This is a genomic window from Desulfogranum marinum (assembly GCF_963675105.2).
Classification (GTDB): domain Bacteria; phylum Desulfobacterota; class Desulfobulbia; order Desulfobulbales; family Desulfobulbaceae; genus Desulfogranum; species Desulfogranum marinum.
This window is the reverse complement of the sequence record NZ_CAXXRO010000004.1, coordinates 749,004-768,749: the sequence shown is the minus strand read 5'-3', so window position 1 is coordinate 768,749 and position 19,746 is coordinate 749,004. Positions and strand designations below refer to the sequence as shown.

Below are 19,746 nucleotides of genomic sequence, written 5' to 3'. Positions count from 1 at the left end.
TTTTTGAAGCAATCGAGGAAACACCTGTCATCGTTTAATAATCGTCAAAATGCATCTCCTCACAATAATCGTCTGTGTTGTACCTGTCTTCAATCATATCAAATCGTATGGGATCTATAGAGGAAATTGTATATTCCGTACCACACTCATAGCAGACGATTTCATCACCTACGTCGAAATAGTATTCAACTGGAATGTAATCTAAGCAGATCTGACATTTACCAAATCTCCCCCTGTCGCCCTGGCGTTCATTAAATTTCCCCATGCTATCCTCACATATTTGTTAACAGCGAACAACAAAGCTAATGCGGAGATGTATTTTCAAAGACTGTGCCTAACATTGAGTTTTCTTGTAATCGCTTGTAAATAATAGAGAAATTAAACTCCCAGAGTAAAACGACGAGGCAAGTGGATTGACTCAATAATTCCGATTAGTGGAGTAAAATGCAGAGAACAACCTGTAACATTTTGTTTTTTAAACAAATTATATTCTTTTTCCGAATTAAAATTTTTATTCCGATTTTTTAAAGTCCTCCTTTTTCAAGCCGTGTATTTTCATTTTATTGTACAATGCCCGTGGGGTTAATCCTGCAAGTTGTGCAGCCTCACCTATCCGTCCATCTTTGAAGTCAAGAAGCTCGACCAAATACTTTCTTTCTGCGGACTGTGATAGCAGTTTTTTGTACGATTTCAGGGTAGTCCCTGGGCGGAATGCATTATCAGTTAAGTTGGTTACATCAACTGAAGTGTCAGCAATGGGAATGCCTGGTATTTGAATGAGTTCTGCCTCTATCGTATGCTCAACAGTCAGCATTACGGCTCGTTCAATCACATTTTGCAGTTCTCTCACATTGCCGAACCATGGGACGGATAGGAGCAGGTTCATGGCCCTATTATCTAATCCTGTAACGTAGTCCCGTCCGTTTCTCTTCTTTTTATTTACAAAGTGCTGGACAAGGATTGGTATATCCTCCGGTCTGTCTCTCAGCGGTGGAATATGAATTTGAAAAACAGAGAGGCGGTAATAGAGGTCTGAACGAAGACTGCCTGAATGCAAAAGTTCTGTTGGATCAGTATTGGTTGCAGCAATAACCCTGAAATCGGTACAAATATCAACATTACTGCCTAGTCTTTGCAAGCTCCGTTCTTGAAGCACACGTAAGAGGCGGATTTGCATAGCCTGTGACATAGCTTCTACTTCGTCGAGGAATAAAGTACCTCCGGCAGCGTGCTCGATTTTACCGACACGACGGCCTGTCGCTCCGGTAAAAGCACCTTTTTCATATCCAAAAAGTTCTGATTCAAGGAGTGAGTCAGGTAGTGCTCCGCAATTAACCGCCATAAATGGGCCGGATTTCCTGCGCGATTCATTGTGGAAAATATTTGCCAACAACTCTTTGCCTGTACCGGTTTCACCAATTAAAAATACCGGAGATTCAGTTGGAGCAACATCTTTCACGAGGTCGACCAAATTCTCCATTAATGGACTTTTAGTTACAATTGTTTCAAGACCTGGTTGCTGGTGGATGTATCCGGCGAGATATCGTTCCTTGTTTTGTTCCTTTTTATTATTCATCAACTCAAGGAATAACGTTTTACATTCCATCAGATTATTTTTGCTCAGAAAATGAGTCTTCCCCGGCCAACGTGATGGTTGGTCTTGTAAATTGTCATGCTCACCCACCACTATTATTTGTGGCACAGAGTGGGCCGTGGCTAGTTCTTCAATAGACAGTTCGTGAAGATCTTGATGGATAGCGTCAATGATCCATGCATCAAATATCCGAGAGAATGCGGTAGAATAAAACTCATTGGCGGAGTTGATATTAAGAAGTCTGCAGTCGCTTGAAGTAAACACACGTTGTAGTTTTTCCAGAATATCAGTTAAACCAAATACCAGTATATTATGCATGGCAGTTGAACCTTAATTAAGTGAGAAGGACTTTTTCGGATACAATCGTTTTATTTTTCGCTATTCACTCGCAATTTCCCAGATACAAGCAAGTAGGTTTAAATTGACATGAATGTAGCTGAAAACACCACTTTTATTGCACGTTTGCATAAAGCTGGCCAGGCAGCTTAGAGCAACAGAGAAAAAGATACTTAGGAAAATCTGTTCCATTGAGTATCCATGGGATAAAGATACCAATCTTTATCGTCTATCACATCCTATTATCTTATCCGATTCCCCACAATGCTCAGCCGCTTTTTTTATGAGCTTCCGGTAGGGAGGCCCGCACATAGGGGAACATGGGTATCATTTGCGCAGATCAACTCTTCGATTAAACTGATAGCATACAACAACGAGATATCGGGGAGTCTATCGGAATTCAACCAGCAGTGACAGGTCTTTTGCGTTTGGTGCGGAAGGAACGAGCATCTCTGAATTTACAACCGATAGTTCATTAAAGTGATGCTATGGGGCAAAGGGGATACGCGGCGAAGCGATCTCTGAGTATTTAATTGTGAAAAACACGTCCGGTACTGATGCACGAAACCACTCAGTCCATGTCGTAGCTTTGTGGACAAAAATAATGTATTCGGTGTAATCGGTGGCAATGCAAGGAACAAACGTAGAATGAAAATAAAGCAGTCATTTTTACTGAACTACATAAAATGAAAAGACCGAATGAACACGTCCGGTCTTTTTTATAAATAATTGCTACATGGGATGTAATACGCTGCTGTTGATGATCAATAATCATCAAAGTGCATTTCGCCGAAGTAGTCATCTTGTTCGTAATAATCTCCGGACATTTCCAGTTTGACAGGGCTTTTGGATATGAGCGTATACTCTGTTCCACATTCATAGCAGATGATTTCATCACCTTTGTTGAAATAGTATTCAACTGGAATGTTGTTCAGGCAAATTTGACACTTGGCAAATCTTTCGGCATCCACAGTGTGGTGTTTCTTCTTAGTCATAATCTCTTCTCCTCATTTTATTATAATCTCAACCCTGAGTTGGTTGTGAAAATGGACAATCAAGGAGTGTGCCAAATAAGAATAAAACCTATAACACTTTGTAATATTAATAAAAAATCATTTTTCTTCGTTGGCTAGAGGGTATTTCTGCTGGAAGAAGGGCTTCCGAATTTAAAACAAAGAAAAAAAGGGTTGAATGGTAACTTACTGCAATTAAAAGAAATGTAAATTTTTCCGATTTGTGTTTATTTTTCCGATTTTTTAAATATAAAAAGGGTTCAGTCCGACAGACTCCTAGCCCTGAGAACTGAAAGGCTGCCTCCTCAAAATTAAACTCTCTGGAAATTGAGTTTATGACTGCCAGCGTTCCTGTAAAACAAGCATGTTTTTGCTGTGGGTTAAAATCACAATCTCGTCATTTACACGAAATTTTGTATCATTATCGGCATGTGAAAATTCTCCATCACGATAATAGCAAATGACTCTTGCATCGAAAGGCAGGTGTAAATCTTTGACCGCAACAGCCTCTTCTTGTTTGGCTACAAAGGAAAATAGTCGAGCCTCTCCCTTGACAACCCTTGATAGTTCAACGCTTTCACCTACATCAACCATGTCCGCTAGATAACGGCTTATCGTCAGCAATGGAATGATGGTATCTTTGAGGCCAAGTTCATGACAGATACTCTCATATTGTTGATCACCAATGCTCGTAACGACGCGATTGAAACCAAGTGAACGTCCGACTAGGCTTGCGATAACGTTCACTTGGTCGCTGTTGGTCAGGCAAAACAAAAAGTCTGTTTGAGCTGGATTCACCTCGCTCAGAAGGTTTGGGTGGCTGCCATCACCATGCAGAAAGCTACAGTCCATATCTTTGGATAATTCATCTATTTTTAACTTGTTTCGCTCAACAATGATAACTTCGTGCCCTTTTTTTATGAGCACCCTAGCTGTTCCAATGCTAACTTTTCCGGCTCCAATAAATACTATTCTCATAGGCCCTCTATTCTTCTTCCAAACCAAGTACGTGGATACAGCAATACTAACCAGGCAATGATTTCAAGCCTCCCCAACAGCATGTCAACGCATAAAACCCATTTAAGCAGGGTGGGCAAGGCTGCACTCGTGATTCCTGTGGATAAACCTACCGTCCCTAGTGCCGATGCCACCTCAAATAAAGAATCTATCGGATTGTACCCCATTGCTACAAAAGGGAGCCATGAAAAGGCTAAAATAGCGATGAACAATAAAATGAGTATCAAAGCTGTATGGATTTCTTCATCATGCAATTGATGGTTGGCGATCCTGTGTTCAATAACTGCATGTTTCGGCAGACAGGTCCGAAGGAGAAGCACGTGTACGAAGTTCATGGCTATCAGTAGCCGCAGAATTTTGAATCCGCCTGCAGTTGATTCCACACCACCACCCACTAGCATTGAAAAAGTAAGCAAAAGCTTTGACGTCACATCAAGCTCAGCAGGTGAGATTGAAGAAAATCCTGATGTTGTCTGTGCAGAAAAAGCAAGTAAAGGAGCATGGTGAAGTATTTGTGACCACGTCATGCTCCCATTTACTCTCATAGATGCACTCACAAATAACGACATCACCAAAGAAGCTACCAAGATAGCTTTGAGTTGAAATAATCCCACGTTATCGCGATGTTTTTTAGAGAACAATCGATAGTAAAAAGTCAACGGGACTGCAGCGCATATACACACTACTGTTATCCACACTTGTACCGGCCAATTGAAGTTTTCTAAACTTTTGGTATCTGGAGCAAAGCCTCCGGTCGAAACTGCCGAGAAAGAATAAAGGAGGGCGTCGAACAAATTAATTCCAACCAACAAGGATCCGAAGACGGCTACAACTGTGAGAATGCTATACACTTTAAAAACTCGCCGGGCGTGTGCTCGTGTACCTCCGACTAAATCATCCTTTTCTGTTCCTGTGGCTGCTAAACTTTTTGTTACCAAACCAGGTTGCATAATGAACGCTAGAGAAAGTACGACGATACCAAGTCCACCATACCATTGCATCCAAGCACGTGTGAAAAGGAAGGTTGTCGGTGCATCAACGAGCGTAGTCTTCGTGCTCAACCCTGTTGTCGTGACACCTGAGACAGCTTCAAAAAATGCGTCCAGAAAACTTAACTCAGAGCTCATCATAGGGTAGGCCATAACAAGCGGCGTGAAAAAAAACATGAGGACTACTAAAACCAACCCCTCATTGACTTGCATATTGGCAGGGGGTTTCATCCGAGCTGTCCCAATCCATAGACCAGTAAGACAGCATATTACAATAGTATATCTCAGAGCGGCAAGACTCTCCCCGGATATCAAAGACACAAGCAAAGGTGCTAATGTCAATATGGCAAGAATAAGGTTCATTTGACCGAAATACTTAAAGACTACATAAAGCCGTACGGCGTATCTGAGCCCGCTTGCTTGGTTGGCCAAAATCAAATCCTTTTATTTTATAAATGGGGAGAGCACCTATTCTGCACCTCTGAATACATTATACGGCAGTACGGTGTATTCGATAAAGTTTTTTGTTCAGTCGATGGTGTGTTGGTAATTTTTTCTTTATGGTCATTAAACCGGACGGCCGACGTATAATACTTGAAAATTTGCAGTCTTTTGGGATGTTGAAAATTTGGGTAGAAAATCTTCATTCCAAAATAATTCCAGAGCACCAATGAAGTGTCATTGAAAAATCGGCACTGCTGGAGCTAAATACTTTTCATTTTTGCATAAGCCACAATAGCTTGATCGTCATTCTCATTTAATGTGGCCCTGGTATCATTATTACTGCCTCTGCGGGTAATCGTTATTCCTCGCCCAAAAAAAAAGCCCGCATGGGGTGACCATACGGGCTTAAGCAACTTAGACAAAGGTAATGGCTCGAATTACATACTCGAGACTACCTCCATATCCATTCTGTCTTCAAATCCAGCACCTTGGTTTCTTCAAAAAAAGTGACCTCATTGCCATCGAATTCGCCAAACGGCAGATACGACAAAACCACGGAAACCGTTATTTCATCATCGAGTAATTCCCTACGGGTGGAAGTACCTGCCACTTTATCTTCATAGGGAAATGTGATTTCAAACGTTTCGTGAACACGTGCCAATGGTGGAATACTTGTTTCTCTGAGAATACCGCTTTTTTCGTAAGGTCCTCTACCCATCTCCTTCCCGCGCCCGAGGCGTCCAGGAAAGGGCATATAAAATTTCTGTTTATTATAAATTACCGTATCATCCTTTGTTTTCGCAGTCACATCCAGGACCAGCCTATTTGGAGTAGGTCAGCCATCCGGTATACCGTGACCGGTTTTGTTGTAAATTTCAACGTTGATGATACCAATCGGCAGCACCCCTTCCTGCTTGTTTTTTCGCCAGAATAATGACTGTCCGTCCACGTTCACATCTACGGCCATGGCAATCATGTCTTCATCCCGATATGCCTGCATATCATGACCAAGACCGGATTCATCCATGTGGCAATCCTGACAGGTTTTGCTGCCGCCATGTGCTATATAGGCAAAAAGGTAACTGCCATATGCCGTTGCGCACTGGGAAGGGTGATCCAGTTCGAAATTGGGTCCCTGCCCATGGCACTGCCCACAAAAAATGGCTTCACCCAATGCCGGCGCTACTGCCATTTTGGGATACTCTTCATCTTCATGGTCTCCCTCGGTGGCACCATAGACGGTATCCGGTTGCGGATACCCATCGGCATACTTGTGAATAAGCGCCAGCTTATTGTGGCACACCATGCAGCCGATGTTCAAACTGGCTATGGTCTCTTCCAACTCCTCAGCTCGATCATAATTTCCGACTTTATATGCCTTTTGCCAGCCGCGGATGGTTGCCACAATTTCGCGGGCGACATCATCGGTGGCTTCGTCCAATTGAGGCAAATGGCACTTCATACACATCATCAGGCTTTCGACGGTGATATCTTCGTCTTTCTTTACCCCGGAATAGGGAAACAGCTTTAACCCCTTTTCAATGGCGGTGATGATCGTCGGTGCGGTGCGAGGCGTGCCCAAAATAGACATGGCATGAAGTGACTCCGACCATTGATCATGGGCATCTTCATGACATTCAAGACACCTGCTCGAATCATATCGCTCTGCAAGCTCAGCAATTGTCTTTGCCTTGGGCCGCGGTTCAGGCTTTGGCCCTCCAGCACCCACGGCACTGGTTACTGCCAACAAACAGGCAGTAATGCAGGCAATAAGGACTGCCCAGATAGTGTTCATTTTTCCTCCTTCACTCAATGGTTATCTCCAGTGTAACTTTACCAAACCGGCCAAGTTACGTTGTTCACTTCTTGTCCCCTTCACACGGCACGCAACCTCGCAGACCCTTTTCAGCACTGTTTGTTGTTAATGGGTATAGTCAAGTATCTCTCTGTCTGTTCTTATTTTTGCGGCAACAGCATCTTTGATTTGTTCACATTGGGGCAGGCCATACCAATCGGATTGCCTTTTGAAATACATGGTACAAAAGCTATATTTTCCGTACCTCTATCACCAATCAGCTGAGCCCTTGAGACAGCTCTTTTCCCCGGACATATATCTTCAACTTGCTGACAACGGATGACACCTACTGCTTCCATCCGCCTCTTCTTTCTTCTCTTTCACCGCGCACTCAACACGTTAGCATTTTTACAGATCCATCAGGACTCGTATGGTATTTAAAAGACAGCCTCATTGCAGGGATAGTCCAAACCACCCGAATTGACTTCTTAAATACAATTCTGGTATGTAGTAATCGATCGTTAATTACGTGTCCAGCGAATCAAATTAGTAGTTATTATCGAAATATCCGATAGGAGAATCAAGGTGGAATTACGACAACTCAAGACCTTTCTGGTGGTAGCGGACTTATTAAGTTTCAGTCAGGCTGCCGACACGCTTAATTACGCACAATCAACTGTTTCTTCACGAATCAGAACCCTGGAGGAAGAACTCGGCGTTCCACTTTTCGACCGTCTGGGAAAAAGAGTAGCACTGACCGAAGCAGGAAGAATAATGGTTCGGTACGCAAAAAAATTAACAGACATGGAGGCGGAAACCTTTGCAGAGGTAGCGGGCTGGGAAGAACCGGAAGGTTCCATCTCTGTGCGGATTCCACAGAGCCTTGGAAATTATATCCTGCCACAAGTACTTAGCCGTTTCCAACAACAGTATCCAAGGGTCAACCTGGACATCAACAGTTGCGCCTTTTCCTCTTTGAAACGTGAATTACGGTCCGGCATCACAGATGTGGCCTTTCTCCTCATAGATGCCATTCACGAAGCTGACCTTAAAAGTGAGGTTTTGGGATTTACACACCTGCTCTTCGTTTGTTCCAATCACTGTGCGTTAACCAAAAAGTCGCATGTCAGCCTGAAAGATTTGGAAAATGAAACATTCCTTCTGCCGAAATACGATTGTCAATACAATACGATCTTTCTGCAAACACTGGATGAAATGAAGGTAAAGCCCGCTGCCACCATTGAGCTCAACTCCCTTCAAACAATCAAATCATGTGTGGAGCAACAGGTCGGAGTGACCATTCTGCCGGAGATAGCTGTTAAAGAGGAACTGGAGCAGGGACGTTTTGCTTCTTTTCAAGTAGGAAAAGAGACTATAGAGACAGCCATTTTAATGATTCAGCATAAAAATAAATGGCTCTCACAGTCCATGGAAGCATTTATCAGGGAAGTAAAAGCCTGTTTCCCATGATTCAGCAAACAAGGAGAGATGTCGAAAAAAAATAAGAAGACAAAAAAAAAGCCGTTCCTTAAATGGAACGGCTTTTCTTATGATAAGCAAAAATACTTAGAATAAATTCAGTTTTTTCAAAAATCGAATTGCCAAGTTAAAAGAGGCAACGATCACCACTACCCATGTGATCAAAAGAAATGTATTCATATACTTAACCTCCTATGGCTAGTAAGCAGCTCTATCGCCGGTGTCTTCAATTTTCATTTTCTTCCTATCCATTGCCCACCACACATAGATGATGTAGGCCAGGACAAAGGGAATAGTCAGGGCCACATAGGTCATGACTTTTAAAGTATAAGGACTGGAAGAGGCATTATAGATAGTCAGGCTGGACTGCAAATCAAATTTTGATGGATAAAAAGCCGTATTATTATATGCGGGCAAGAGCAAAACAGTCAGCCCCACCAGCACCGTACCCAGACCGCCAAACCATATGCCGGCGGTACTTTTTGTTTTTGCGGTCCGCAGCGCCCCTAAGATAACCAGTACCAGACCACCTAACAGTAGCCCAAGCAGCCAGGGGTTAGCGAGCAAATTATGGAAGTATTTAAATTTCACATACTCAATGGTTCCCTGCTCATCAACGATACCAAAACCTTTCATCACCAGCAACGAGACGACAACGTAGAGGCAAAATGGCAAGGACAAGGTAAAATTCGTCCAACAGGCCTTTCTCAGCCTTTGTTCCATATCCGGTACTGCGGAGAGATCGATGTTGTTTACCAGATACATTGCCCCCAGGGTTCGTGCGTTAAAGACCAGGAAGAGGCCTAATGCGATGTTGAAGACACTGGAAAGAGAAAAACTGAGTGCAGCCTCCAGACCTCGCAACGGATGCATCCAGGTCACAAAGTTATACCCGCTGAGTTGAAAATTGGACCCGGTGAAAAAGGTGCCGACAGCAGCCCCTATGAGAAGGATTCCCACAGATCCGTTGATGAACAAAAAGAATTCATAGACCTTGCTCCCATATATGTTACGCGGTTTGGTACGGAATTCATAACTGACAGCCTGAATAATGAAGGTGAAAAGAATCAGTATCCAAACCCAATAGGCCCCGCCAAAGGAGGTTGAATAAAACTTTGGGAAAGAGGCAAACAGGGCACCACCAAAAAGAACCAAAGTGGTAAAGGTTAATTCCCACTTTCGACCAAGGGAATTAATAACCAGGCCCTTTTCGGTCTCTGTTTTTGCCACCTGCCATAACAGGCTCTGTCCACCTTGGACAAAGGTGAGAAAAAGAAAAAGCGAACCCACCACCGAACAGATCAGCCACCAAAGATGCTGCATGGTTGCATAGTCAAGATTTTCAATCATGTTAGTCCTCCTCCGGCCCGATGCTGACCTGTTTTGCCATAATGCTGATTTCCGCTAACAATAACAATGTAAACAAAATCAAAAACATATAAAAAGTCGTCTGTACCGTGCCTGTGGTCAGGTTGGTTCGTGCTACAGTTACCGGCAGCAAGCCCTGTATTGCCCAGGGCTGACGACCAACTTCAGCCACAACCCACCCAGCCTGAGAAGCAACCAAGCCCAGGATATAAAGCACTGTTCCTCCACCCAGCAACAGTTTCTTGTTCTCCAGGGTTCCTTTAAGGCTGAAATAGAGGTAAGCAAAAAACACCAGTGGAAAAAGAGACCCCAGGGCAACCATTATATGAAAGGCATTAAAGGACAACGCTACCGGAGGCACAGTGTCTTCCGGCTTTTCCAGAAAACCGTAGCCTAAAAATTCTTTGTGTTCATTAAAGGTTGCCAAGTGTATATCTGCTGTTGCCTGATCGCCACTCTTGAGCGCCTGTTTGTAGGCATCGAGATTAGAAATAGCAACCTTCCCCCTTTCCATTTTCTGGGCTGCGCCGACAATGTTGTATTCTTCATTACCGTAAACCAGATCTTTTATACCAGGGACAAAGGAACCAAACGAACGGTTGGCCATGAGAGACAGCAAACCCGGTATGCGGAATTCAAACTCAAAGGGCTCCTCCTCATTATCAACCCGCTTGTCCCGGTTAACAATCCCAAGAGCAACCAAGCCGGCACTATTTTCTCCATCCCAGAGACCTTCAAAAGCAGCGAGCTTCATCGGCTGTACTTCAGCTATCTGATAGGCTGACTCGTCGCCATTAAATACAACAAATATTGAGGCAACAAGGCCAAAAACAGACGCGACCACGATGGATCGTTTGGCCATGATGACGTGGCGGCCACGCAGCAGGAACCAGGAAGAGATGGAGAGAATAAATAGGGCTGCAACCAGCATGGAAGAACTGGTTGTATGGGTAAATTTGGACACGGCATAAGGAGAAAAGGCAACCTCGAAAAAATTCTGCATTTCAAATCGTGCAGTGTCAGGATTGAATGCCTGTCCAACAGGGTATTGCATCCAGGCGTTGGCAACAAGAATCCATACTGCTGACATGTTAGAACCCACAGCAACCATCCAGGTGGAAAACAGGTGAAATTTCTTAGATACCCTGTTCCAGCCAAAAAACATGACTGCGAAAAATGTTGCTTCCAGAAAAAAGGCAATAATCCCTTCGATGGCCAAAGGAGCACCGAAAATATCGCCCACCATCCAGGAGTAATTTGACCAGTTGGTCCCGAACTCAAACTCCATGATGATACCGGTTGCAACACCGATGGCAAAGTTCACGCCAAAGAGCTTCATCCAGAACTTAGTCAGCCGTTTCCACTCCTCACTGCCTGTTTTCACATAAATAGTGTGATAAAACGCAACGAGCCATGAAAGCCCAAGAGTCAACGGCACAAAAAGCCAATGATACATAGCTGTTAGAGCAAACTGTGCCCTGGCCCAGTTAACCATGGTCAGGTCAAAGTTTTCGATCATAACTGGTCTCCTTTTTCCAAAGTGTTTGTTACTTGAACCGACTGTGTGATTTGATCAATCACATAATCAGCTCTGTCTTTATCGGTTGTAAAATTAGTTGCTAGAAAATCGGGGAAGAAAAAAAGTTTCAAGACCCCAAACATGATCAGCAGTTTTATAAAAATAATTTTCCAAAGTGTCTTCCCCAAAGTCATCTGGCGAAAGCCATCCAGATAAAAACGGTAAATTCGTATGGGAAGAGACGGCTGTTTCACAATAATTTGCTCCATGGCTCCTCTTTCATTTAAACGCTGTTAGCTTCGGGAATATTCTCAGGATCACCATCAGTACCTTCCAAACCAGGGCAGGGGCCACGAGAGGGTGCAACACAAGACTCTTCTCTGACCAACTGCTCCAGGCTTACCTCGCTTAAGGTAGTGCGTAACTGATCCCTTGCCTTCATCCATACCTGATGAACAGCACAACTGTAGCTGACTCTACAAGTAGATGGTCTTGCAATGCAATCGTTAAGATAGATTTCTCCTATCATGATTTCAACAACTTCGAGCAGACTTATTGCAGCCGGCTCTTTGAGCAAAACAAACCCACCTTTTGCCCCCTGTCGGATTTCAATAAGACCTGCCCTGGCTAAGTCCTGGGCAATTTTTGCTAAAAAATGTCCGGGGATCTCTGCACGTTGGGCAATTTCCTGACGGCTGGTCAACACACCTTTACCACGTTTTGCCAGATAAACCATGCACCGGATCGCATATTCAGCTGCTCTTGTCAATCGCATAAACAAAACCAAAAAGATATATAAGATAGATAAAGTCCGATATAGAAAATCACGCCCGTTCTGTCAACAATTAAATCAAGAACAATTCTTCTTCTCAGAAGCAAGGAGAGGTGGTATGTAAAGATATGCTAGGGTAGCTTCAAGTAGATGAAGAAACAGGTATGGCCTTTTCAACCACTATCAATGGTGCATAAACAACGTATCATAGGTGCAACGGATGAATCAGGCGCGAGCATTCGACACCCAAATCGGAGCTGCTGCTAAGTAGAAGCCTGACGCCTGCACCGGCATTGATGTCATAGCCATGACACACACGACAGGAAAAAATAATGACAACCACGATAAACAATGAACGATACTCAAGGGTGGTAAGGGAATACAAAAAACGTTTCGGTGAGTTGCCGCCAATGCTTTTCAATGCAGGGCCGGCTCTTGACCTTTGCCTGGACCTAATGGAGCAAGCGATTCAGGGAAAACGAGGCAAGGTAACCGACTCAGATTTCGGGTATCCTCCTGGAGCGGACGTGTAAAGCTTTCAAAACGGATATTCAATTGCGACCTTAATGCCTTTATTCCTTTTCCGGCCTTGCAATATCCATTTGCGCCAATGAACTAAACTCACCTGCCAGATCAGGTTCACCGACCTGGCTTAAAATTTTTCCTCGAACAGCGTTGCGCAAGCTAAGCGCAGCCTGCCAATCATCGCCCGTGGGCATGATCTTTGGAGAAAAGATCACTCGTACCGGCCCACGGCGTGGGAACCAGGAGTCGCAGCGTAGTTTATTGCGCGTTCCGCGAATGGTAATCGGAACAATACCTGTTTTATTTTCCACTGCAGCCACAAAGACGCCCATCTGAAAGGGAAGCAGACCGGACATGCGCTGCAACGTACCTTCAGCAAAAAACAAAATCCGCTGACCACTCCCAACCTGCTGAGAAATCCTCTTCGAATCCTCTTTGCCCTGTTCCGCATCAAACCTCTTTACAAAAATAGTTCCCAAATTGGTGAGTGGTCTTCGCAGCCATCTGTTTTCCCCCAACTCAGCTTTCGCGACAAAACTGCACCTCACCGGCATTGAGGCTGTCAGGATCAAGGCATCCATGTAACTCATGTGATTGGCAACCAGCAGTACATGCTCCTGCTTTTCGATATGCGCCCTCCCCTTGATATCGATTCTCGTTCCACTTAACCAGGCAAGCAGACGGGCACACCGATGGGCAAGAAGCCAGCTTTTGTCGGCAGATCTGATCATTGAAAGACCTGCAGTAAGAGGCACCACCAGCACTGCTAAAAGCAGCCAGCAGTATGCTGCATACCCATAGCTGCCGACCTTGCGGTACAACTGCCGGAGAACCGGCAGCACACTCACCAGCGACATATGTATAATTTGCAACCATACAGGTCGTTGTTTTTGGCCGATGATCCCTTTTTCATATAACTCCCTGGTGGCTGCACGGCGGACTTTTCCGCTGGATGTTTTGAGCACAGAGCCTGGCGAGGCAATTATGACATCATCGGGAGGCATACCGAGCAAGTTTACCCCGATACTGGTGATTTTCTCTCGCAATGCGGCCTGTCTATCTGGAGCAACTACCCTGGATTCAGCAAGAACCACCACCTTTTCAGTGCCGTCTTGCCTGTCGTGACTGCCAAAAACGGCAACACATCCCTTTCGAATACCATCAATATCTCCCACGGCCTCTTCGTACTCATGGGGATATACATTCCTACCGCCTCGAATGATAATGTCTTTGACCCGGCTGGTAATATACACATCGCCATCAGCAATATAGGCAAGATCGCCTGAATCAAGCCACTCATCAACAAAAAGCTCTTTGGTCTGTTTAGGATTACGCAGGTAGCCGCTTGTTGCAGAAGGCCCTTTAAAGTGAAGTCTTCCCTGCTGCCGGTCAGGGAGCTCTCGGCCGTCCGAATCAACAATTCTTACCTGATGCCCAGGTAAAGGCTGACCACATGCAACAAACTCAAGCGAGCTCTCCTGTTCTCCTGTCGGTGTCGCTTGTCCTGTACGTAAAAAAAGGTCACGCTTGATAACGTCCACCAGGGGCCCCCTGTTAAGAGGCGGAAAGGCCAACCCCACCGAGGATTCAGCCAGACCGTAAACCGGCGCATAACATTCTTTGCGAAATCCATATGCTGTAAAACGATTGATAAAACGAGTGATGGTCTGACTGCTAATCGATTCTGCACCATTAAAGGCAAGTCGCCAGGAACTCAAGTCCAGCCCTTCCAACGCAGCATCGTCTATGCGACGACAACAGACTTCGTAGCCGAAATTGGGAGAAGCGGAAAGAGTGCCTCGATATTTATGGATAGCCCAGAGCCATCGCTCGGGTCGAGCTAGAAAAGAAAGAGGCGGCATTACCACCAGCCTGCATCCAAAATAGAGGCTCCCCAGCCAGGCTCCAATCAACCCCATATCATGATACAATGGCAACCAGGAAACAAAGACGTCCTTTGACCCGGCCTTGGTCACCTGCCCCATGGCCCGAATATTGGCCAGCAGATTGGCATGGGTCAGAATAACGCCCTTTGGGTCGCCAGTACTCCCCGAGGTATATTGGAGAAACGCTGTATCCCCTTCGCGACAAGGGATAGGGACAAAAGATTGCCTGTTTTCGCAAAGGTCTTCGACAGTGACGACTGCCCGTAGAGAGTCGATCTGAGTCTGAAGCAGCCTGCCTATCAAGCGAACCTGATCAATGGTTATCAGCACTCTTGCCTGGGCATTGTCCAATATTTTTGTGTGCCGACGAAGATGCTCCTCTATCTGCGACGGCCTGGTTGGTGGATAAAGAGGAACCGGGACACAACCAATGAGCAATACCGCCATAAAACTATAAAAGTACGCAGTACTTGTCGGCAGCATAATTGCAACCGTATCGCCCTGCTCCAAACCATATTGCTGAAGCCCACCTGCTACTTCTTGGGCACCCTTGTATAATTCAGCAAAACTTATATTTTTTTCGCCATTATTAAAATCATCAAGGGTAATATGGACGGTGTCGGAAAGGAACTCTGCGTGATGGGTTATTACTTCATTTAAAGTGAGCGGTTCATAGCGTGTGAGATCCACATCAGCCACCGGTTCAGTAACAACCCGCTCGTCAGGCGCTCCTTGTGTCCTCGCTCCTCTGCTTTTCTCCAGCGCACGAAGGATATCCCTGGGAGTCTCAGCGGTCGTCAACACTCTCTCTGCAAGGTGTACTTCCAGTTTTTTCTCCAACCTAACCAACAGTTCTATCCTGCCGAGACTGTCTAACCCCAGATCCTTATCAAGCAAACTATCCAGCGACACGCGGGGCTGGACATGGAGCTCCGGATGAAGTTCTTTGATCAGTTTTTTTATTTCAGCAAAAACAAGCTGTCTTTTTTCTCCGTTCTTCATAGGCAAGCCGTACATTTGCATGGATTGAAAAGAGCCTGACTCCTCACTCGATAGCATAACTACTCAATATCTTGGCTACTATTCAGCTAAAATCTAAAAGCTGTCAATCTAACCCGAACTGTAACTGTCTTAAAAAGAGTATACTAGATCAAAAACTGAGGATAGGCACTTTTTCTTCTCTGCTTGATCAGTTCTTTCCTGCATCATCCAGCCCATCCCGCTTCAATCCTGCCTGCCGTCCAAACAAATATGCCCCTTGTTTTCAACAACAAAGCAAACTATACTTGCCATTTACAACATACTATCGAAATTCGCCGCTAGCCCGCACATTCACCAAGGAAGAGATAATGCCGCAGGAAATTACCCCTTCACAAACGTTGTTTGACAGATTCCTTCATTCCCAATCTTCAGGTTCCATCGCGCTGCTCCTGGCGACCATCATTGCGGTGGGATGGGCAAATTCGCCTTGGGCAGAGGTCTACCACACCCTGAGCCACCTGGATATAGGCACCCATTTTGCCGGTAAGCAGTACCATCTGACCCTCGATCATTGGATCAAGGATGGACTGATGGCTATCTTTTTCTTTGTCGTGGGATTAGAGATAAAAAGAGAAGTACTCATCGGGGAACTTTCTTCCTTTCGCAAGGCCATTTTACCGGTGGCAGCAGCCTGTGGCGGTGCGGTCTTGCCGGCTCTGCTCTACTACGCATTCAACCAAAGCGGTCCCACCTCTGCTGGATGGGGGATTCCCATGGCAACCGATATTGCCTTTGCACTGGGTGTACTCGCTCTATTCGGCAATCGTGTCCCTATAAGCCTCAAGGTCTTCCTGACCGCCCTGGCCATTGTGGATGACTTGATGGCTGTGCTGGTTATTGCCTTTTTTTATACTGATTCTATTTCCATCGCCGCCCTGGTCTTGGCAATAGCGCTTTTGTTCCTGCTCTCCTACACCATTCGCATGGGGGTGAGAAGACCTGGGATCCATTTACTCCTGATTATCTCCATATGGCTCTGTGTATTTCTCTCTGGAATCCATGCTACCATCGCCGGCGTCATGATTGCCATGGCCTATCCGGTAAAAGCCAGCATTGATCCGCAGCATTTTTATGATGTAATAAAAAAGCGCATTGCGAAACTGGAGACAACGAAACTCACTCGAGCGAGTATGGTGGACGACAAGCAGCAACTCCAAGCCATCAATCAGATCTATCTGGCGGCCGAAGACATGATCCCGGCAGGTATCTACCTGGAACAAAACCTGCATAATGTGCAGGCATTTTTAATTCTCCCTCTTTTTGCTCTCTTTGCAGCAGGGGTTACCATTGATGTAGAAACATTCCAGGGTTTTCCAAGCTCTGTCAGTCTTGGCATTATCCTCGGTTTAATCCTCGGGAAACAGATAGGTATTTTCGGTTTCAGCTTTCTGGTAATCAAAAGCGGCTTGGCTGAACTTTCCGGAGGTATTACGTGGACCCAACTCTGGGGGGCCTCGCTCCTCAGCGGAATTGGCTTTACCATGTCCATTTTTATCAGTGAATTGGCCTTTGTTGATGATACACTCATTGCCGATGCAAAAATCGCTATCTTCATAGCATCTATTCTTGCGGCGGCGGCAGGCTATATTGTCCTGCATAAGGCGCTGCCTACTGCCAAGGCAAACAATTCCTAACCCGAATTTCTTATGAGTTTTTTGATTTTCGACTTAAATTTTTGATATTTATAGAAAATACGGTAGCGCTAAAAAAACAGACTGTTTTTTCGTCGATAATCAAAAAACTCACCCTCCGGGTCAGCGGATTTTTCCGCAGACTCTTTGTTGCAGGCTATTTGCGGTAGCTTACTATCGGAGTCTACGCTCACCTGCTGCGTATCCTGCGCCTCGATCTGCGAAAAACTTCACTGATGAGAAATCCGGGCTAAACACCTTGTCTGGTATTATTTTTACATTTGAGAAAAAACGAGAAGGGGTGGTGGAACACACGTCCCCCTTTTTAGTTGATCAGGCAAAAACTGTTATATCCTGTAAAAAGGATTTTACCAGGTCCTGAAACGACCGGTATCGATATGGACGAAATCTGACTTAGGATAATAGCCGACACCACCACATTGCATGGCAATGGCGCATTGTTGAACGTAACGTGTCGGAGCCTCTGAAAATCGAATATCTATTGCCCGCCCTTCCATATGCAGGCTTCTTTTGGCAACGCCGGAACTGTTTTGCCTCAACTTCTTGTTGGTTACAGGGGAGCGAAACCCGGAGATGACCTCAAACGTCCCCTTATACCCCATATCCTGCTGTATATCCCACAACACGTCCAGCAGTCTTCTATCAATGGTATGCACTTCACCAGTACGAAAATCGCGAAGATAATGGTTTATCTGACCAAGAGCAACAGGATCGTACATTCCATGATGGAAATAAGTGACACCAAGGGACTGCCTGGTATGGGTATGATAAAAAGAGAGCGTCTTCTTCTCGAGCCTTTTTGCTCCAGCCACTACAGGATTAGTTCCAGCTGCCAACGCAAGGCCCAGCTTAACTGTTTTTTTCATCAACTGTCTTCTTGAAGAAGTCTTTTCGCTAAAAAATGTCGCTCTCATTCCCTCAGGTTTGCTCTAATGACTTTATGTTATGATTCCATAACGATACGAATTATTTAACCAAATAATTCAAGCCAGTAAAATGCAACCTTTGAAAAAAGTCAAGAAGAATATTTAAAAAGACATGCAATTGCAATAAGTTACCTCCAAACGCCTCTTATTTCAGCCTGACACGCTTCACATTTCCCATCAATTAATTGCTTCTTTTGCAACAAAAAACCATTTCTCTCGATTATCTTTGCTCCACACTCCGGACAAAAAGTATCTTCACCTTCTCCCGGAATATTACCCTGATAAACATGGTGAAGCCCGGCTTCTTTTCCGATACGATACGCCTTACGCAACAGTTCCGGAGAAGTGCGAGGTCTGTCCATCATTTTGTAGGTAGGGTAAAAAGCACTCACATGCCATGGTAAAGCTGGGTCGATTTGATAAATGAAGGCGGCAATTTCCTTTAACTCCTCGTCCGAATCATTTAATCCTGGAATAATCAGGGTCGTCACCTCCACCCACACACCAAGTTCATGGAAAAGAAGAACATTATCAAGAACCGGCTGTAAACGTGCCTTGCATACTTTTTTATAAAAAGAATCAGTAAATGCTTTAATATCAATATTTATAGCATCAAGGAACGGAGCAATATCTCTGGCAGCCTCAGGGGTCATATACCCATTGCTGACATAGACGTTACGAATTTTTTTCTGCCTGGCGAGTTCAGCACACCGCCTACTATATTCAAAGAAGACAGTAGGTTCCACATAGGTATAGCTAATACTTGTGCATCCCTTTTGCTCGGCTAAGGCAACCACCTTCTCAGGCGTGGTTTGCTTACCGATAATTTCCTGGTCGTGCATATGAGGGTACTGAGAGATTTCGAAATTCTGACAATGAAGACAACGAAAATTGCATCCCACCGTGGAAATGGAATAGGTGCGGCTACCGGGTAAAAAATGAAACAAAGGCTTTTTTTCTATTGGGTCAATATGCTCAGCCACCAATAAACCATACACAAGACTGAACAGTCGTCCTTCCCTATTTTCCCTTACCCCGCAAAGACCTCTATGTCCTGGTTGAATGGTACAGCGATGACAGCAAAGCGAGCAGGTAACTGTATCGGATTTTCCTTGAGTATAGAACATCGCTTCATGCATGACTCACGACAGTGTTTCCCGGTTGACGGACAAACACTCCTCCCGTTATAATAGGTTGGATGTAAGCAAAGGAGGCAGCATCAACCGACTCATACATTTCAATGCCTCTCCTCTGCACGATACTGTATACTTCCTAAGTATTGTATCACATCATAGAGTCTGCAAAATATTTTTTTCCCTGGCTCACTAGAGAAGAGTACCGACAGCCTGGGCCTCACTACTCCAGTAACTCTACAAATCTGCGCACATTC

17 protein-coding genes are annotated in these 19,746 nt (G+C 44.9%); 3 read left to right on the top strand and 14 right to left on the bottom strand.

Annotation, left to right across the window (positions count from 1 at the left end; genetic code table 11):
* Positions 1-34: 34 nt before the first annotated feature.
* From ACHZCY_RS12285 to ACHZCY_RS12255, 7 genes are all read right to left on the bottom strand, one after another.
* Positions 35-265, bottom strand: a complete 231-nt coding sequence (locus ACHZCY_RS12285; protein WP_205221685.1) for a hypothetical protein — start codon at positions 263-265, stop codon at positions 35-37.
* Between the two features lie 246 nt (positions 266-511).
* Positions 512-1,912: a sigma-54 interaction domain-containing protein gene (locus tag ACHZCY_RS12280; protein ID WP_205221686.1), complete on the bottom strand. Its 1,401-nt coding sequence runs from the start codon at positions 1,910-1,912 to the stop codon at positions 512-514.
* A 782-nt stretch (positions 1,913-2,694) separates the two neighbouring features.
* Positions 2,695-2,925, bottom strand: a complete 231-nt coding sequence (locus ACHZCY_RS12275) for a hypothetical protein (protein ID WP_319549088.1) — start codon at positions 2,923-2,925, stop codon at positions 2,695-2,697.
* A 351-nt stretch (positions 2,926-3,276) separates the two neighbouring features.
* Positions 3,277-3,921, bottom strand: a complete 645-nt coding sequence (locus ACHZCY_RS12270) for a potassium channel family protein (protein WP_205221688.1) — start codon at positions 3,919-3,921, stop codon at positions 3,277-3,279.
* Positions 3,918-5,381: a TrkH family potassium uptake protein gene (locus tag ACHZCY_RS12265; RefSeq protein WP_319549087.1), complete on the bottom strand. Its 1,464-nt coding sequence runs from the start codon at positions 5,379-5,381 to the stop codon at positions 3,918-3,920. Before ACHZCY_RS12265 ends, ACHZCY_RS12270 begins: the two co-directional genes overlap by 4 nt.
* A 463-nt stretch (positions 5,382-5,844) precedes the next feature.
* The gene (extKL, locus tag ACHZCY_RS12260; protein WP_319549086.1) at positions 5,845-7,188 is read right to left on the bottom strand and encodes a multiheme c-type cytochrome (seleno)protein ExtKL; all 1,344 of its coding nucleotides are present in this window, start codon (positions 7,186-7,188) and stop codon (positions 5,845-5,847) included.
* A gap of 161 nt (positions 7,189-7,349) precedes the next feature.
* The gene (locus tag ACHZCY_RS12255; protein WP_319549085.1) at positions 7,350-7,547 is read right to left on the bottom strand and encodes a hypothetical protein; all 198 of its coding nucleotides are present in this window, start codon (positions 7,545-7,547) and stop codon (positions 7,350-7,352) included.
* Between the two features lie 226 nt (positions 7,548-7,773).
* Between ACHZCY_RS12255 and ACHZCY_RS12250 the strand changes: the two genes are divergently transcribed.
* On the top strand, positions 7,774-8,658 hold the full coding sequence (locus ACHZCY_RS12250) for a LysR family transcriptional regulator (RefSeq protein ID WP_319549084.1): 885 nt from the start codon (positions 7,774-7,776) through the stop codon (positions 8,656-8,658).
* A 207-nt stretch (positions 8,659-8,865) separates the two neighbouring features.
* Here ACHZCY_RS12250 and cydB read toward each other — a convergent pair whose 3' ends face one another.
* From cydB to ACHZCY_RS12230, 4 genes are read right to left on the bottom strand one after another with little or no spacing between them, the layout of a single operon-like run.
* A complete protein-coding gene (gene cydB / locus ACHZCY_RS12245; RefSeq protein WP_205221694.1) occupies positions 8,866-10,017 on the bottom strand; it encodes a cytochrome d ubiquinol oxidase subunit II in 1,152 nt (383 codons plus the stop codon).
* A gap of 1 nt (position 10,018) precedes the next feature.
* Positions 10,019-11,554 carry a cytochrome ubiquinol oxidase subunit I gene (locus ACHZCY_RS12240; protein ID WP_205221695.1) on the bottom strand — a complete coding sequence of 512 codons (1,536 nt, stop codon included), beginning with the start codon at positions 11,552-11,554 and terminating at the stop codon, positions 10,019-10,021.
* Entirely contained in the window at positions 11,551-11,823 is a 273-nt protein-coding gene (locus ACHZCY_RS12235) for a DUF4492 domain-containing protein (protein ID WP_319549083.1), read from the bottom strand. Before ACHZCY_RS12235 ends, ACHZCY_RS12240 begins: the two co-directional genes overlap by 4 nt.
* Before the next feature lie 14 nt (positions 11,824-11,837).
* Positions 11,838-12,329, bottom strand: coding sequence for an RrF2 family transcriptional regulator (locus ACHZCY_RS12230; protein ID WP_319549082.1), 492 nt, complete (start codon positions 12,327-12,329; stop codon positions 11,838-11,840).
* 329 nt (positions 12,330-12,658) lie between these two features.
* On the opposite strand from ACHZCY_RS12230, the gene ACHZCY_RS12225 reads away from it, so the two are divergent.
* A complete protein-coding gene (locus tag ACHZCY_RS12225) occupies positions 12,659-12,859 on the top strand; it encodes a hypothetical protein (RefSeq protein ID WP_205221698.1) in 201 nt (66 codons plus the stop codon).
* A 39-nt stretch (positions 12,860-12,898) separates the two neighbouring features.
* Here the strand turns inward: ACHZCY_RS12225 and ACHZCY_RS12220 are convergent, their stop codons facing one another.
* Positions 12,899-15,796, bottom strand: coding sequence for an AMP-binding protein (locus tag ACHZCY_RS12220; RefSeq protein ID WP_319549081.1), 2,898 nt, complete (start codon positions 15,794-15,796; stop codon positions 12,899-12,901).
* A gap of 290 nt (positions 15,797-16,086) precedes the next feature.
* Here ACHZCY_RS12220 and nhaA point away from each other — a divergent pair, with 290 nt between their 5' ends.
* Positions 16,087-17,412 (top strand): Na+/H+ antiporter NhaA, encoded by a 1,326-nt coding sequence (gene nhaA, locus ACHZCY_RS12215; RefSeq protein ID WP_319549080.1) that lies wholly within the window; start codon positions 16,087-16,089, stop codon positions 17,410-17,412.
* 365 nt (positions 17,413-17,777) lie between these two features.
* Here the strand turns inward: nhaA and ACHZCY_RS12210 are convergent, their stop codons facing one another.
* Both ACHZCY_RS12210 and amrS read right to left on the bottom strand, forming a co-directional pair.
* Positions 17,778-18,296: a YcbK family protein gene (locus tag ACHZCY_RS12210; RefSeq protein ID WP_232370936.1), complete on the bottom strand. Its 519-nt coding sequence runs from the start codon at positions 18,294-18,296 to the stop codon at positions 17,778-17,780.
* 188 nt (positions 18,297-18,484) lie between these two features.
* Entirely contained in the window at positions 18,485-19,495 is a 1,011-nt protein-coding gene (gene amrS / locus ACHZCY_RS12205; RefSeq protein ID WP_319549079.1) for an AmmeMemoRadiSam system radical SAM enzyme, read from the bottom strand.
* Positions 19,496-19,746 lie beyond the last annotated feature (251 nt).

Bases quoted from the DNA above. Each gene is read 5' to 3' on its own strand.
- ACHZCY_RS12220 (WP_319549081.1), bottom strand. From the start codon at position 15,796: ATGCTATCGAGTGAGGAGTCAGGCTCTTTTCAATCCATGCAAATGTAC.
- nhaA (WP_319549080.1), top strand. From the start codon at position 16,087: ATGCCGCAGGAAATTACCCCTTCACAAACGTTGTTTGACAGATTCCTT.
- ACHZCY_RS12235 (WP_319549083.1), bottom strand. From the start codon at position 11,823: ATGGAGCAAATTATTGTGAAACAGCCGTCTCTTCCCATACGAATTTAC.
- ACHZCY_RS12210 (WP_232370936.1), bottom strand. From the start codon at position 18,296: ATGAAAAAAACAGTTAAGCTGGGCCTTGCGTTGGCAGCTGGAACTAAT.
- amrS (WP_319549079.1), bottom strand. From the start codon at position 19,495: ATGCATGAAGCGATGTTCTATACTCAAGGAAAATCCGATACAGTTACC.
- ACHZCY_RS12255 (WP_319549085.1), bottom strand. From the start codon at position 7,547: ATGGAAGCAGTAGGTGTCATCCGTTGTCAGCAAGTTGAAGATATATGT.
- cydB (WP_205221694.1), bottom strand. From the start codon at position 10,017: ATGATTGAAAATCTTGACTATGCAACCATGCAGCATCTTTGGTGGCTG.
- ACHZCY_RS12270 (WP_205221688.1), bottom strand. From the start codon at position 3,921: ATGAGAATAGTATTTATTGGAGCCGGAAAAGTTAGCATTGGAACAGCT.
- ACHZCY_RS12225 (WP_205221698.1), top strand. From the start codon at position 12,659: ATGACAACCACGATAAACAATGAACGATACTCAAGGGTGGTAAGGGAA.
- ACHZCY_RS12280 (WP_205221686.1), bottom strand. From the start codon at position 1,912: ATGCATAATATACTGGTATTTGGTTTAACTGATATTCTGGAAAAACTA.
- ACHZCY_RS12275 (WP_319549088.1), bottom strand. From the start codon at position 2,925: ATGACTAAGAAGAAACACCACACTGTGGATGCCGAAAGATTTGCCAAG.
- ACHZCY_RS12285 (WP_205221685.1), bottom strand. From the start codon at position 265: ATGGGGAAATTTAATGAACGCCAGGGCGACAGGGGGAGATTTGGTAAA.
- ACHZCY_RS12240 (WP_205221695.1), bottom strand. From the start codon at position 11,554: ATGATCGAAAACTTTGACCTGACCATGGTTAACTGGGCCAGGGCACAG.
- ACHZCY_RS12230 (WP_319549082.1), bottom strand. From the start codon at position 12,329: ATGCGATTGACAAGAGCAGCTGAATATGCGATCCGGTGCATGGTTTAT.